We start from the raw sequence: 14,198 nt of genomic DNA on the forward strand, positions 1-14,198 counted from the left end.
GCTGAGCTTCGAAGTGAAACGCCACCAGCTCGCTGAACAGCTTGAACATGCCGATGACTTCATCGTTATTGAGCTTGCTGGGCAGCGGATCGAGCGCGCATAGCGTGCCGAAAAAACTGCCGTCGGGCAGCACGATAGGCAACGAAATATAGCTCTGGAAACCATAGCGGGCCGGCACTGGATGGCCGCAGAACGCCTCACTCGCGGCCACATGATCGATCACCACCGGGCGGCCGTGCTGGCGGATCTGGTTGCAAATGGTGGTTTCGATCTGGAGTTCACCGCCGGGCTTCAGGCCAAAATCCAGCTCATCGCGCACCTGGCAGGCAATCCACCGATCCTCGGTGACCCGGGCGACCGCCGCGAATCGCAGTTTGGTCATCCGACACACCACGTTGAGCAGCGTCGGGATGGCCTCGATCCGACCGATGGTCAGCACATCGGCCTGCAGTTCGGCTTCGGTGGGCGCGGGTTTGGAAGATTTTTCCGGGTTGACTGGCATCGGCGGGTCATAACATGGATGCCCGGTGGAGTCATGAATTTTTTTTCGGCCGCGCGCATTGCCGAGCCCGGCCGGGCCAGTGAAACTACGCGCCCTTTTTTTGTCCAGTACAGCTAGAGAACGTCATGAGCAGCAGCAAGATCGAGCGTTACGAAGTCGGCCCGCGGATGAGCGCCGTCGTGGTCCATGCCGGCACCGTCTATCTGTCGGGCTACGTCGCCGAAGAAGCGGCCGGTCAGTCAGTGGCCGCGCAAACCGCCGACATCCTGAAGCAGATCGACGAGTCGCTGGCCTCGGTCGGCACCGACAAAACCCGTCTGTTGGAAGCCACCATCTGGCTGGCCGACATCAGCACCTTCGCCGAAATGAATTCGGAGTGGGACAAGTGGGTCAGCCCCGGCAACACGCCGACGCGCGCCACCGTGGAAGCCAAGTTGGCTCACCCCAAGTACACGGTGGAAATCCGCGTCATCGCTGCTCAGTAAGCAGCACGCCGAGCAGCTTGGCCCGCAACTCACCCAGGCCGCCTTGGGTGTTGCTGAGAATGACCAAGGTGCGCTTGCGTTCGACCAGATAAGCAAGGCTGGCCTCGAAGCCATCGATGCCGCCGTTGTGACTGAACAACGCATGCCCCTGCTCGGGCGCGAGCCACAGCCCGAGGCCGTAATTCACCGGGTCCTTACCGGTAATGCGAGGTGCCGTCGTCATCTCTTTATATGACGCGGCACCGAGCACCCGGCCTTCGTGCAAGGCCGATGTCCATTTGATCAAATCTTCCGCCGTCGACCGTATCGCGCCCGCCGCGTGCGGCACGCTCATATGCGAGTAGACGGCGTTGACGAATTCACCTTGCTTGGCTTTATCACGTTCGTAGCCGGACGCCCGCTGCGGCACCACCTCTTCATTCAAGTCGACCGCGGTGTGGGTCAAGCCCAGCGGCTGGAACAAGCGTTGGTTGGCAAAGTCACGGAAGCTCTGCCCGCTGACCTTTTCTATGACGGCGCCGAGCAGGAAATAACCGGAATTGCTGTACGCCCAATCCTTGCCCGGATCGAAGTCGTACCCCAGCGTGCCCAGGTGCTGCACCATGTCCGGCACCGAAATGCCGGCACGCGCGATTGTTTCCTCGCTACGCCCGGGATAACTGTGGATGCCGGACGTGTGATTCATGAGCTGGCGCAGGCTCACCTCGTTGCCGCGAGGAAAGTCCGGGAAATATTTGGCGAGCTTGTCGTCCAGCGACAGCTTCTTCTGTTCGGCCAATAGCAGCACGCAGGCCGAGGCAAATTGTTTGGTGATGGACCCGATCCGGAATACGGTGTTGGGCGTGGCCAGGGCGTCCCATTCCACATTGGCATAGCCGTAGCCGCGGACGAACACCGGCTTGCCCTGCTCGGCCACCGCGACCACCAGACCGGCCGTTTGTCCCTGGATGACTGCCTGTTTGGCCAAGGTATCGATGGCTGTGACATCAGCCGAGGCCAGTTCGGCCGACGCCGGTACCATCGGACCAAGCACCACGAACAACAACAGCGCTCGCAACCAGTTCGCCGAGCTGACCATCATGGAAGGCTCCGGGGGCGGGAATTTCGTCGCATCTTACCCGACTCCTCGGGCCGCGCTCGCGGTAGTTCACGACTGCTGCCCGCTCGCCGGCCCTTGTACGATGGCGCTCCATGACCGACGAGGCCACCGCCTACCAGTTCAAGCCGCACGAACGGCCGATGATGCCGGGCTCACCCGCGTCCCCGGACCATCCCACGGCTCGCCGCTTCGGCTACTTCGCCATCGGCGTGCTCGTCGCCATCACCGGCGCCATGGGCAACGCGCTGGTCTCGGCCAACCTCCAGAACATCCAAGGCGCGCTCGGCTTGTACAGCGATCAAGCCGCCTGGATGTCGACCGTGTATGTGATGACCAACGTATCCATGAGCCTGCTGCTGGTGAAATTTCGCCAGCAGTTCGGGCTGGTGCCGTTCGTGCGCATCTTTCTGGCCGCGTACATCCTGCTGACGGCGTCACATCTGTTCGTGCACGAATATTCGACGTCGCTGATCGTGCGTGGGGCGAGCGGTATCGCAGCAAGCGCGCTGTCCACTTTGGGCTTGCTGTACATCATCCAATCCATGCCGGCCGCACATCGGCTCAAAGGCATCGTGCTGGGCATCGGCATCCCGCAACTGGCCACGCCGCTGGCGCGTTTGTTTTCATCCGATCTGCTCGAGCTCGGCCAGTGGCGGGCGTTGTATATATTTGAGTTGGGATTGTCGTTGCTGTGTTTGGCGGCGGTCGTGCTGTTGCGACTACCACCCAGCGAGCGCATGAAGGCGTTCGAGAAGCTCGACTTCGTCACCTTCGCTCTGTATGCGCCTGGTGTCGCCCTGCTCTGCGCGTTTCTTGGGCTCGGTCGCGTGCTGTGGTGGACTGAGGCGCCGTGGTTGGGCTACGCGCTTTGTGGCGCCATCGTGCTGATCGCCGCCGCGCTGCTGATCGAGCACAACCGGGCCAACCCGCTGTTGAATACTCGGTGGATGGGTAGCGGGCTGATCCTTCGCTTCGCTTTCGTCGCCACCGCTGTTCGGGTGCTGCTGTCGGAACAGACCTATGGCGCCGTCGGCCTGTTGACTGCGCTCGGCATGAACAACGATCAATTGCTCAGTCTGTTCGTGGTGGTATCGGTGATGACCGTCATCGGCATCGTCACCAGCGCGTTGACCGTGAATCCCGCCAATCTCGGGCGACCTATCTTCATTTCCGTGTTGCTGATTGCCATAGGCGCCTTCATCGACGCGCACGCCACCAATCTGACCCGGCCAGCCAACATGTACGTCAGCCAGGCCCTGATCGCCTTCGCCGCCGTGTACTTCATGGGCCCCACGTTGCTGATCGGTATTCTGCAGGCACTGGCCAAAGGCCCGAATCACATCGTCAGCTTTTCGGCGCTGTTCAGCATCACTCAGTCGCTCGGCGGCTTGGCCGGCTCGGCCTTGCTCGGCAGCGTGCAGATCATGCGAGAGAAATTCCACTCGCATTCCATCGTTCAATCCCTGACGCTGACTGATCCGCAAGTCGCGGGCCGCTTACAAACATTAGGCGGCGCATATGGCGGCGTAGTCAGCGACCCAACGCTGCGTTCGGCGCAGGGAGCCGCGACGTTATCTCAACAAGTCACGCGTGAAGCCAATGTGCTGGCCTTCAACGACGTGTTCTTCATCATCTTCGTGCTCGCCTGCTTGACGCTGCTATGGATCGGCGCGCGCCAGCTGCGCATGTACATCACCGGCGTGAACCCCATGGCCGGGGCGCTGGCCGCCATGGCGAAGATGCGAGCCCCACAACAATGAGTCGTCACCGTTGAACGCACCTCCCGAAGAACCGCGAGTCATCGACCCCATCGAAACACCGGTGCAGAAATCTGCACCGACGGGTTGGGCGCCGCCAAAGCACACGCTGCTGACGACGAGCATCGTCATCGTCGCGGCATTGGCCGGCATATTGATCGTGTTGTACGCGTGGGAGCTGTGGCCATTCGCACGCACCATTCAATCGACCGACAATGCCTATGTTCGCGGCCAGACGACTTTGATCAGCCCGCAAGTGAGTGGCTACGTCGTTGCAGTTCCGGTGCAGGACTACGAAGCTATCAAAGCTGGCGAAGTGCTCGCGCAGATCGACGATCGCATCTATCGTCAACGCGTCGATCAGGCGCGGGCCAACCTCGCCGCCGCCATGGCGAATCGCGACAACTCGGCACAGACGTTGCGATCTAAGCATGCAACTGCCGCTGCGCAAGCTGCTGCATTGGAGAGCGCACGAGCACAGCTGCTCAGAGCGCAGGCCGATACCAAGCGCGTCGACGAGTTGATCGCTGACGGTTCGGTGTCGTTGCGCGAACGGGATCAGACGCTGGCAGCCTTGCGAGCCGCTGAAGCCACCGTCAATCAATCGCTCGCAGCGGGTGAAATTGCCAAGCAAGATATCGTGGCCGTCGAGGTCAGCCGAGGCGGACTCGACGCCGCCGTCGAATCTGCGCAGGCCACATTGAAGCTCGCGGAAATCGATCTCGCCAACACCACGATTCGCTCGCCCGTCGACGGCCAACTCGGCGATGTCGGCGTGCGGGTCGGTCAGTATGTGACCGCCGGAACACAACTGATGTTCGTCGTGCCGCCTCGCCTGTGGGTGACTGCGAATTTCAAAGAAGCGCAGACTGCGCATATGGCACCGGGACAACCGGCTGTGTTCTATGTCGATGCGCTCGCTGGCGCGAAGCTCACTGGCCAGGTGGAACGACTCGCCCCCGCCACCGGTTCGGAGTTCGCCGTGCTGAAGGCGGACAACACCACAGGCAACTTCGTGAAGGTTGCCCAGCGCATGTCTGTGCGAATCGCTGTGGATCCGGATCAGTCGCTGGCCACTCGGCTGCGCCCCGGCATGTCGGTTGAAGTGGAAGTCGACACGAGTCATCGCGCACAACCTCAAGGTGCGCCGTGATGCTTGCGTGCCGGCGAATTCTCGCAGCAATGCTTGCCTTTGTGCTCTCCGGCTGCATGCTCGCCAATCGACCGGCACCGCCGGAAGCATCCATCGCCCCGCCCGAACAGTGGCGAGTGTCTGTCGGCCCGACTGTAGAGATTGAGCGAGACTGGTGGCGTGGCTACGGCGACCCGGCGCTGGTCGACTTAGTCGATCAAGCGTTGGCTCGCAATGCCAATGTCGCAATCGCCGCGGCTCGCGTTCGAGAAGCGCAGGCTCAGGAGCGCCAGGCACGCTCGCGTTTGTTTCCTGCAGTCGATGCCGTCGTCGGCGGCGCTCATGCTCGAACCTTGAATGCATTCGGCACGCCGTCGGTCGGGCAGTCTGTCGAGCCACAACTGCAGGCAGCTTGGGAAGTGGATCTGTTCGGTCGCGTTCGCGATCTGGTTGGCGCCACTCGTCAACAATATCTCGCGAGCCAAGCGGCTCACGATGCAATCGTTTTGTCGGTGGCGTCCGCGACTGCCAGCGCTTACATCACACTGTGTTCGCTGGATGCTCGCTTGAAGGTCGCTCGGGAAACGTTGGTCGCTCGCACCGATGCGTTGCATATTGCTGAGTCCCGAGCGCGCGTCGGTTACGCATCGCGCCTGGAGCTCGCGCAGGCACAAGCGGAGTACGAAGCCACAGCGCAAATCATCCCGCAGGTCGAGCTTGCGATCGCTCAACAAGAGAACTCGCTGAGTGCTTTGGTTGGCGATACGCCCAGGGCCATCGCTCGCAGTGTGGCGCTGGGTGAGCTACACATTCCACCGATCCCGGCAGGCTTGCCCGCCGACATGCTGCGACGTCGCCCCGACATTGCTCAAGCGGAATACCAACTCGCGGCCACCGATTTGAGTCTGGCAGCGTCGCGCAAAGCCTTCCTTCCGAACGTACAACTGACCGGCTCCACCGGCATGCTGTACGCCAGTGGCTTGCGAGACGATCCCATTAGTTTATTTTCTGTCGGCGCCAGCATCCTGGCGCCGCTGTTCGATGGCGGGCTGGCTACCGCCGAACGCGACGAGGCCGCGGCAGTTCGAGATCAAGCAGCGTTCAACTATCGTTCGGTGGTGCTGGCCGCGTTCAGCGAAGTGGACAGCAGCCTGGTCGCTCTACAACGACTCGCCGAACAAGCCAAACATCTACAAGCCCAACGCGACGCCCTCGCCGACGCTCTTCGTCATGCCACCAATCGTTATCGCGCCGGGTATTCCCCGTATTTAGATCAGCTGGATGCACAACGTGGCCTCCTGGCAGCGGAACTTTCGTTGGTGCAAGTTCAAGCCGATGGACTCGCCGCCAGCGTCAACTTATATAAAGCCATGGGCGGCGGCTGGCAGCGCACTGGCAAAAACTAATATCCGACTTGGGGAACCCGCCCCTCTCTTCCCTGCACACAAACCTACGAGAAATTCGGCGCCATAACCCCATGACGCGGTTTCAAGCTAGTACACAATCTAGCCAAAGTGAAGGGGCTGAGGCTGGACCAGGTCCGGTCCATTAGACGTCCGCCAAACGCGGGGGGCTCCCGCGCCAGCGACAAAAGTTTGTAGCTGATTGTCAGATTAGTACAACTCAAGGGTGCCCGAACGACGCGGCGACGCGCACTGTGCAGACCAAAACTGCCCTGGCGCCGCTGCGCATGCGCGGCACATCTAAATGAAACCTTTCGCTCGCCCACGCTCAAGGAGGAGGCCGATCCAAAGGGTCATCAAGTACCCCGCGTTAGCCGTGGTGCTGCTCGCACTGTTGTTGACACCTCATGCCATCGATCCAACCACCATCACCACAGGCCCGGGCCAAACAGAGCCGGTGAAGTTGAAGGACGGCAGTGGCTTGTTCGTCGGTGCCGATACCAAAGTCATCATTCATGACGAAGTTCATGAACGTCGCATCGAACTGCCCTACGGCCAGGTCATCAGTACGGTACAGCACGACTCGACCCGACCTTTCTATGTACATACGCCACTCGCGACAGTACGCGCGGTCGGGACGAAATTTGCCGTCGATCATCGCGACGGCCGCACCGAAGTCACGACCAGCGACGGCCAAGTGCTGATCCAACGCAATACGCATTGGGGTTTCGGGCTGAGCGAGTCGGCGCAAGCCGCGCGAGATCAGCAAGTCATCGTCAAACCGGGCGAGCCCATGATCCCACGCGCCATCGACGCCGATGCGTGGTTGGCGTGGGAACGCGGCCTTGTGGTAGTGCGCCAAGCCTCGGTGCAAAGCGCGATCGCCCGCTTCAACCGTCACAGCGCCTTCGCGCTGAAAGTGCCACGCGATTCCGAAATCCCGTTGATCACCGTCACCGGTACTTTCGACGTCCACCGCCCCGATCTGCTGGAGCGCTTTCTCGACGAACAGCTTCGCAAGCGAAAAGAACTCAAGAGTCAGGCGCAGAAACAACCAAAAAGCATCCCACGGACGGACCCCTGAGGTTCCCGGGTAGCTGCCGCCAGCCCGCGCATAAATCCAACTCTCGTTATGGGAGGAATGATCGTGGCTACCGCAACTTCGCTCAGCCCAGAGCGCGGCTTCATCACCGCCGGCCGCGCGCTGGCGCTATTGTTCTTCACATTGCTGTTATCGGCGCAGCCGCTGGATCGAGTGGTCGAAACCGGCCCCGGCCAATGGCGCACCAAGAAACTCAACGATGGCAGCGTGGTTCGCATCGGACCGCGCACGCGACTGGAAATCGAGTTCGACGACGGCAATCGCCTGGTTCATTTACAAACCGGCGAAGCGATTTTCAGCGTCGCCAAGGATGTCACTCGCCCTTTCATCGTCGACACCGATGTGCTCGCCGCTCGTGCCGTCGGTACTAAGTTCAGCGTCACGCGCTTGGAGCATCGCTCCGAAGTCGTGGTCGCTCACGGCCTGGTCGCCGTCTCCACCCTCGGCGGCACCTCCGACGACCGCGAGCCGCAAGCCGTGCACGCCTCCGGCGGCCTGCAAATCACCGTCGACAAGAAGTCACAACTGGAATCGCGCCAAGTCGACATCGACGACGCACTCGCCTGGGGCGACGGCTACGTCGTCTTCCAACGCGTGCCCATTGCCGACGCCATCGCGCAATTCAATCGCCGCAATAGAATCCAGATCCAGATGCCCAGCCATCCCCAGGCCGCGAGCTATCGCATCACCGGCCGTTTTCGGATCGCCGACCCGCTACGCTTTGCTCGCTATCTGGATGAATGCATCCGCGCCCGACAGAGAGGGGCTCGGCGGAAGGGAATTGAAGATTGAACTCGCGCTCCGTGCGTCTGGGCTGGTCGGCCGGGTTGAGGGGTCCGTCAACGGGATAACGCCGACACAGGCACCGGATAGTGCCGTCAGCGCGCCCGACATTCGCCAATCCAATATCCGGACGTATTTCCTTATAAAACAGGGCCATGTATCAAGCCCGATACGGAAAACTACTGTGCCCTGAGTACCGACCTGACTACCCACCATTGACGAGTCGGTCAACGCATATCAAAATTGGTATGCGCTGGTGACACAACCATCGTATTCCTTGGTCGTGCACGACAACGCGACCGCATCCCTGCGAAATGTGATTCGCCCAGAAAGTCCCGCCGATTTTCTGAAGCTGTTGGAGTTTCTGCGCGAGCTTCGAGCCGATGCATACCTGCTCGCCAATATGCTCACGAACGATTTCGATGTTGACGAGCACGGCCGCTCATCTATCCGAAGATGGCACAGCATATATCGCATCGAGAAATTACCGATATGGAGACTGAGATCTCTCGAACTCGAAGCTGTCGGTGTGAACTACCGGATTATTTATCTGTATTACTGGAGAGAGCGGACCTACTACGTAATCGACATTGTTCACAAGTCCAAACTCACGAGCAGTGACTACGATGACCCACAAAACCCAATCCGAAAACGTTTGGTCAGTATCGTCAGGAACGAATTCCCCGACGCTTAGCCCACCGCTCGATACTCCTTCGGGCAATGCGCACCAAGCCAACCTGTCGCAACCGATTCTTTTTCCGCTTGTAACACCGCGCGCCCAACCGCATTCGCAGTTCGACAATTTGCTTGCGGAGGTCGACGGCGATGCTTCTTTGCATGAGCAAACCAAGCAGGCTCGACAATGGGTGTCTGAGTCGTTCTACGACGCGCCTACGCTCAGTTCTCTGCGACTGAAAGCCGGTCTGTCTCAGAAGGACCTTGGAACGCAGTGTGACTTGCGACAGGAGCACATTTCTCGCTATGAGTCCGGTCGAACCGAGCCTGGTCTCAGCGTGGCTAACAAACTCGCCACTGCTCTCGGCGTCAGCCTCGATGAGTTTGCGCACGCTTGGAACAACACGCGAGCAAGAGCTGACAGCATGGTCAACTCAACGATCAAATGAACGCACGCACACTTTCAGTCACATGGTGTGACGATATTCGACACGAGGTCGGCAACAAGCTTTCGTTCATGGGCGTATACACCGGCGGGCTGGTCGTACCCACTCTGCCGACCACGCTGCCTAGACTGTGCGCTTGGTTCACGGCAACGGCACCGGTGTCTGAGCCATTCAACCGCATCGCTGCGAAGATTATTCGCGATGACGGTTTTATCCTTGGCCACACTCCAGAGGTTAAAGTGCAGCCCCTGCCATCTAACCTTCCCGACGGCCGAAATATTCAATCTCTCAACGGCGGCTTGTTCATTAGCCCGCTGGACCTGGTGGAGAAATGCAGATACGTGCAGCTCATCGTCACGACCGAATCGGACGAACTGACTAGCGCCAAGCTCTGGATTGAAGCAAACCCGGAGTTGCTGAAGCAGTCGGGTGTCCAGTTGGTTAACTGGTAGTCGCCATGATTTCTTAAGTGGCCACCAGCTTGGCCACAACGCTCCGAGCGAACGCTCGTAAATGATTGGTCGGGACGGCGAGATTCGAACTCGCGACCCCTTGCACCCCATGCAAGTGCGCTACCAGGCTGCGCCACGTCCCGACTCAAGGTCGCGAATGCTACACATCGCGACATGATGCGACAACTTGCGACAGTAACTCCTTGTTCCGTCGCCGATTTCTGAAGCTGTAAACGCCTGTTGGGGAAGCCCGGGCGCTCGTAGTTCGTTGTCGACCGATGCACCCAGAGGCGCATCGGGGCGCGCATGGTAGCAGCGCGAGCGAGCGACGTCGAATCCAGGGATTCGGCGTCGCCCGCACCAAGGCGATGACTACTCTTTGCCGCTCTGGGCGTCGAAGACCACCTTGCCTTCGAAGACGGTCTTACGAACCTGCGTGGCGCCGACATCTTCGACTGGAATCTTGAACAAGTGACGATCCAGCACGATCAGGTCGGCCGACTTGCCCACGGCAATCGAACCGGTCTGCTGCTCCAGTCGCAGCGCCTCCGCACCGTTCACCGTGTAGAGCCGCAACGCTTCCTCGAGCGTGATCGCCTCCTCCTTCCACAGCTCGCCCGGCGCTACGCCTAGCGGGTCGCGACGAGTGACCAGCGCCTCGATGCCGCCCCAAGGGTTCTGATCCGGCACAGCGGCCGGCCAGTCCGAACCGGTGGAGATGCGCGCCTTGTTGTCGAGTAGCGTGCGAGTCGGCCAGTAGTGACGGCCGCGTTCTTCGCCTACCGCACTGATGACGGCCTCGATGATGGGCGACGGATACCAAAGAATCGGACAGAACTCAGCGACCGCATCGAGCTTGGCGAAGCGAGGAATGTCCGCCGGATCGATATAGCCTGCGTGTGCAAGCTCGTGCCGCAGGCCGCTGTTGCCGTTGGCCTTGCGAGCTGCGTCGATTGCATCTAATGCAGCCCGTACCGAACGATCGCCGGCCGTATGCATCTTCACCGTGATGCCACGCTTGTCGAGTTCCGTCACGTCGGCAGCGAGCTGTTGCGCGTCGATGTGCATGTCACCACCGGTGAAATGATCGCCGTGCGCTTTGTCAGCCAGATAAGGATGAATCATCGCAGCGGTGCGCGCAGGCGTCGGCACGCCGTCGACAAACAACTTCACATAGTCGGTCTGCACGTGCTTGGACCGATAGGCCTTACGCTCCGCTTCGATAGCGTCGAAATCGAGCGGCCCGGTTCTGCGGCCGTAAGGAGTGCGGATACAAGCCGCGACATGCAGCGTCAGATCTCCCGTCTGATCCAACGAATGAAACGCCTTGGTGGCCAGATCGAACGCACCAGCATCCTTGATGCCGGTGATGCCGTAGGAGTTGGCGATCCGGGTCGCCTCGCGCGCCGCCTTGACGTACTGCTCATCCGTCCACGAAGGGATGACAGTGTCGAACAAGCGCGCTGCCGTCTCCAACAACACTCCGTTGGGCTCCTTGTCAGCGCCTTTCACGATGGTGCCGCCTTCGGGGTTGGCGGTCTTACCATTGATGCCGGCGATGCGCAGCGCTTCGCTGTTGACCCAGCCGTTGTGGCCCGAATCATCATTCAGAAAGATGGGATGACGGGTCGTGATCCGATCCAGAAAGCCGCGCGGCGAATCGAGTTTGTTTTGCTCGAAGAAACTGCTGCCCCACTGGCCGCCCTTTATCCACGTCCCTTCCGGCGTCTTCTCGGCACAGGCTTGCAGCGCCGCCGCTACTTGCTCAGGTGTGGCGGTGAACGCGAAGTTACATTCGTACAAGGCCTTGATGCCGCCCATCAAGGGATGCACGTGAGCGTCGACCAACCCCGGCATGACCATGGCGTCGCCCGCTTCGATCTGCTGGGTTTTCGGCCCGACGAACGCCTGAGCTTCGGCGCGGCTGCCGACGAACACGTAGCGACCGTCGGCGATGGCGACAGCTTCGACCCACGGCTTGGCCGCATCGAGCGTGTAGATCGCACCGTTGGCGGTGACGACAAGATCGGCCGGCGCCACCGCTTCCTTGCGCTTGGCGCACGACGCGAGTGCCAGCGTCATCGCCAAACCGACCAGCAACGTGAGTTTCGACTTGGAATTGTTTGTCTGCATGTTCGATATCCAGCGAAGTTACAGGCTGTACTCGAAGGTCACGCCCCAAGTGCGAGGCATGCCGTTGATGCGCGTATACGTGAAGTTACCGCCGGTTTGGCCGCTCACGTAATACTGCTCGTCGAACAAGTTACGCACCCACAGCTGCGTGCGCCAGTTGCCTTCGCCCGCGAGCGACAGCCGAAGGTTGCTGAGAGTGTACTCATCCCGAAAATTTTCAGGAGTGATGTCGCCACTGGTCGAGCTGCGATGAACCAGATCGAAGGCCGGCGTCAACTCGAAACGGCCGACCGGGATCCGATACGACAGCAACAGATTACCGGAGAACTTCGGCGCATTGGGCAGTTCCGCACCCGAGGCGTCGAAGCGCACCACCGTCGGATACTGGCTCGCGAGCGGATCCACCGGGCGCCACTCGACCACCTTGGTGTCCAGCACGCTCACGCCGAGATTCACCGTCCAGTCCTGGGTCGGCCGCCAGGCGAGTTCGACCTCCGCGCCCAGGATCTCCGATTTAGGAATGTTGGAGATGCCGGAGATATTGCCGACTGGCGTCACCGCCGCTTCACGCTCCTGCTTGTCCCGATAATCGTAGAAAAACACCGAGCCGTTCAACTGGACGGTGCGGTCGGCAAAGCTCGCCTTCGCGCCCACCTCATATGCCAGTAGCTTTTCGATCTCATACGGCAGCAGCTGACTATGGGTATTGGAGTTGGCACCGTTGAAGCCGCCCGACTTGAAGCCCTGCGAGATCGTGCCGAACAACAGCACGTCATCGACCGGCCGGAAGTTCAGGCCGACCTTCCACATCGGCTCGTCGACCGAGATCTTGCGCGAGAACACGCCGAACTGTCCGGCTCCTGGTGTGCCCGGAATATCGTTGAACGTGCCGCACGCACCTGGCGCCAACGGATTGACCGCCGGCAAGCCGTTCGGAAAGTTGAAGCCGTCGTTGAGCAACCCGTTGGGCGTAATCACCCCTGGACCATTGATGATGTTGTTGAGGAACACGTTCAACGGCAAGCCCGCTACGGCGAGGTCTGGAGGTGTCGCGTCGTAGCTGCAACCGGTCCACTCTCGGTCTTCGCTCGTATAACGCACGCCCAGCACTGCTTCGGTGCGCGCGGTCAGTTTGTATTCGACATGCGCAAATGCGGCGATGGCATCGGTCTTCTGCACGTACTCGGTGCTGAGCTGGTTGATGCCGAAGCGCCCCTCGCCCATGAAGTAGTTGTAGTCCTCGTTCATTTCGTCGGTCGAGTAGTACGCGCCGACGGTCCAGTTGAGCCGATCACCGTCGCCGGCCAACCGCAATTCCTGCGAGAACGAATCCACGTCCGTGATGTTGATGTTGCTCGAATCCAGCAACGCGGTGCCGTCCCAGTCGTTGGCTTCGGTACGTTCGAATTCGTCGTAACCGGTCACCGAGATCAGCTCGACACCGCCGAGGTCCACTTTCAAGCGCGCCGATGCGCTACGCAGTTGATTGTCGCGGCGAGGCCGAAGCGCATTGTTTGGGCCGTTGGTCCAATCCGCCAGCTCGTTGTTGCCGGTAGAAAACACCACTGCGGATTCCAGCTCGCCGGCGGCATTGAAGGGTGCGCCATGCAGAGTGCGATCGGGCAACCCGACCAAACGACCGTCGAATGCAGTTGGCGCGATGTTATCGGACTTATCGTTGTTGACCTGCAGCTTCAACAACAGATCGGTTCGATCGTTCAGTGTCCAGTCGAGCATGCCGCGGACGGCCACTCGGTCGATCTCGCCAAGCTTGTCATTAGGCCGAGTGGCACTACGTTGCCAGCCTTCGCCGGACTGCGTGGTGGCCACCGCCAACCGGGCGCGCAATGAGTCAGTGATTGGGCCGCTTAGATAGCCTTCGAAGTCGACGGTCTCATAGCGCGCAAAGCCTAGCGACGCGCCAGCCTCGAACGTCGGCGTCGGGGTGCGGCTCAAAATACTGACCTGGCCGGCAGTAGTGTTCCGGCCGAACAAGTCACCCTGCGGCCCTTTGATGACTTCGATGTGATCCACATCGAAGAACGTGCCGGTGGACATCACCGGATAGGGAATGGCGACCTCATCGACGTAGATACCCACAGTCGAAGACGCCGCGGTGGAGTAGTCGCTGAAGCCGACGCCGCGAATGGTCCATACCTTGGTGCCCACGCCGCCGCTGTTGCTGACCTCCAGGCCCGGCGTGAGCTTTTGCAACTCCTCCGCCGAAGT

The 14,198-nt window shown here is 60.4% G+C and carries 12 protein-coding genes and 1 tRNA gene; 8 read left to right on the forward strand and 5 right to left on the reverse strand.

Annotated features, from left to right (window positions below; all coding sequences use genetic code 11):
- A partial coding sequence (locus JNL55_RS16595; RefSeq protein WP_293855804.1) for a GAF domain-containing protein occupies positions 1-502 on the reverse strand: 502 nt, incomplete at its 3' end.
- Between the two features lie 125 nt (positions 503-627).
- Between JNL55_RS16595 and JNL55_RS16600 the strand changes: the two genes are divergently transcribed.
- On the forward strand, positions 628-987 hold the full coding sequence (locus tag JNL55_RS16600) for a RidA family protein (protein ID WP_293855807.1): 360 nt from the start codon (positions 628-630) through the stop codon (positions 985-987).
- Here the strand turns inward: JNL55_RS16600 and JNL55_RS16605 are convergent.
- Positions 971-2,068 (reverse strand): serine hydrolase domain-containing protein, encoded by a 1,098-nt coding sequence (locus JNL55_RS16605; RefSeq protein ID WP_293855810.1) that lies wholly within the window; start codon positions 2,066-2,068, stop codon positions 971-973. The genes JNL55_RS16600 and JNL55_RS16605 overlap by 17 nt on opposite strands.
- Positions 2,069-2,178: 110 nt before the next feature.
- Between JNL55_RS16605 and JNL55_RS16610 the strand changes: the two genes are divergently transcribed.
- The 7 genes from JNL55_RS16610 (at position 2,179) to JNL55_RS16640 (ending at position 9,836) form a co-directional block, all read left to right on the forward strand.
- Positions 2,179-3,846, forward strand: coding sequence for an MFS transporter (locus JNL55_RS16610; protein ID WP_293855813.1), 1,668 nt, complete (start codon positions 2,179-2,181; stop codon positions 3,844-3,846).
- A gap of 10 nt (positions 3,847-3,856) precedes the next feature.
- The gene (locus JNL55_RS16615; RefSeq protein ID WP_293855816.1) at positions 3,857-4,996 is read left to right on the forward strand and encodes an HlyD family secretion protein; all 1,140 of its coding nucleotides are present in this window, start codon (positions 3,857-3,859) and stop codon (positions 4,994-4,996) included.
- Between the two features lie 29 nt (positions 4,997-5,025).
- Entirely contained in the window at positions 5,026-6,381 is a 1,356-nt protein-coding gene (locus JNL55_RS16620) for an efflux transporter outer membrane subunit (RefSeq protein WP_293855819.1), read from the forward strand.
- 373 nt (positions 6,382-6,754) lie between these two features.
- A complete protein-coding gene (locus tag JNL55_RS16625; protein WP_293855822.1) occupies positions 6,755-7,462 on the forward strand; it encodes a FecR family protein in 708 nt (235 codons plus the stop codon).
- Positions 7,463-7,525: 63 nt separating this feature from the next.
- The gene (locus JNL55_RS16630) at positions 7,526-8,272 is read left to right on the forward strand and encodes a FecR family protein (protein ID WP_293855825.1); all 747 of its coding nucleotides are present in this window, start codon (positions 7,526-7,528) and stop codon (positions 8,270-8,272) included.
- 617 nt (positions 8,273-8,889) lie between these two features.
- The gene (locus tag JNL55_RS16635) at positions 8,890-9,387 is read left to right on the forward strand and encodes a helix-turn-helix domain-containing protein (RefSeq protein WP_293855828.1); all 498 of its coding nucleotides are present in this window, start codon (positions 8,890-8,892) and stop codon (positions 9,385-9,387) included.
- Positions 9,384-9,836 (forward strand): hypothetical protein, encoded by a 453-nt coding sequence (locus JNL55_RS16640; protein WP_293855831.1) that lies wholly within the window; start codon positions 9,384-9,386, stop codon positions 9,834-9,836. The genes JNL55_RS16635 and JNL55_RS16640 overlap by 4 nt, the downstream gene beginning before the upstream one ends.
- A gap of 66 nt (positions 9,837-9,902) precedes the next feature.
- On the opposite strand, the gene JNL55_RS16645 is transcribed toward JNL55_RS16640, so the two are convergent.
- The 3 genes from JNL55_RS16645 to JNL55_RS16655 all read right to left on the reverse strand — a co-directional run.
- Positions 9,903-9,979 (reverse strand) — tRNA-Pro (locus JNL55_RS16645).
- A 229-nt stretch (positions 9,980-10,208) separates the two neighbouring features.
- Positions 10,209-11,969: an amidohydrolase gene (locus JNL55_RS16650; protein WP_293855834.1), complete on the reverse strand. Its 1,761-nt coding sequence runs from the start codon at positions 11,967-11,969 to the stop codon at positions 10,209-10,211.
- Positions 11,970-11,987: 18 nt separating this feature from the next.
- A partial coding sequence (locus JNL55_RS16655; RefSeq protein ID WP_293855837.1) for a TonB-dependent receptor occupies positions 11,988-14,198 on the reverse strand: 2,211 nt, incomplete at its 5' end.

Source organism: Steroidobacter sp. (genome assembly GCF_016790065.1).
In the GTDB taxonomy this organism is placed as follows: domain Bacteria; phylum Pseudomonadota; class Gammaproteobacteria; order Steroidobacterales; family Steroidobacteraceae; genus Steroidobacter.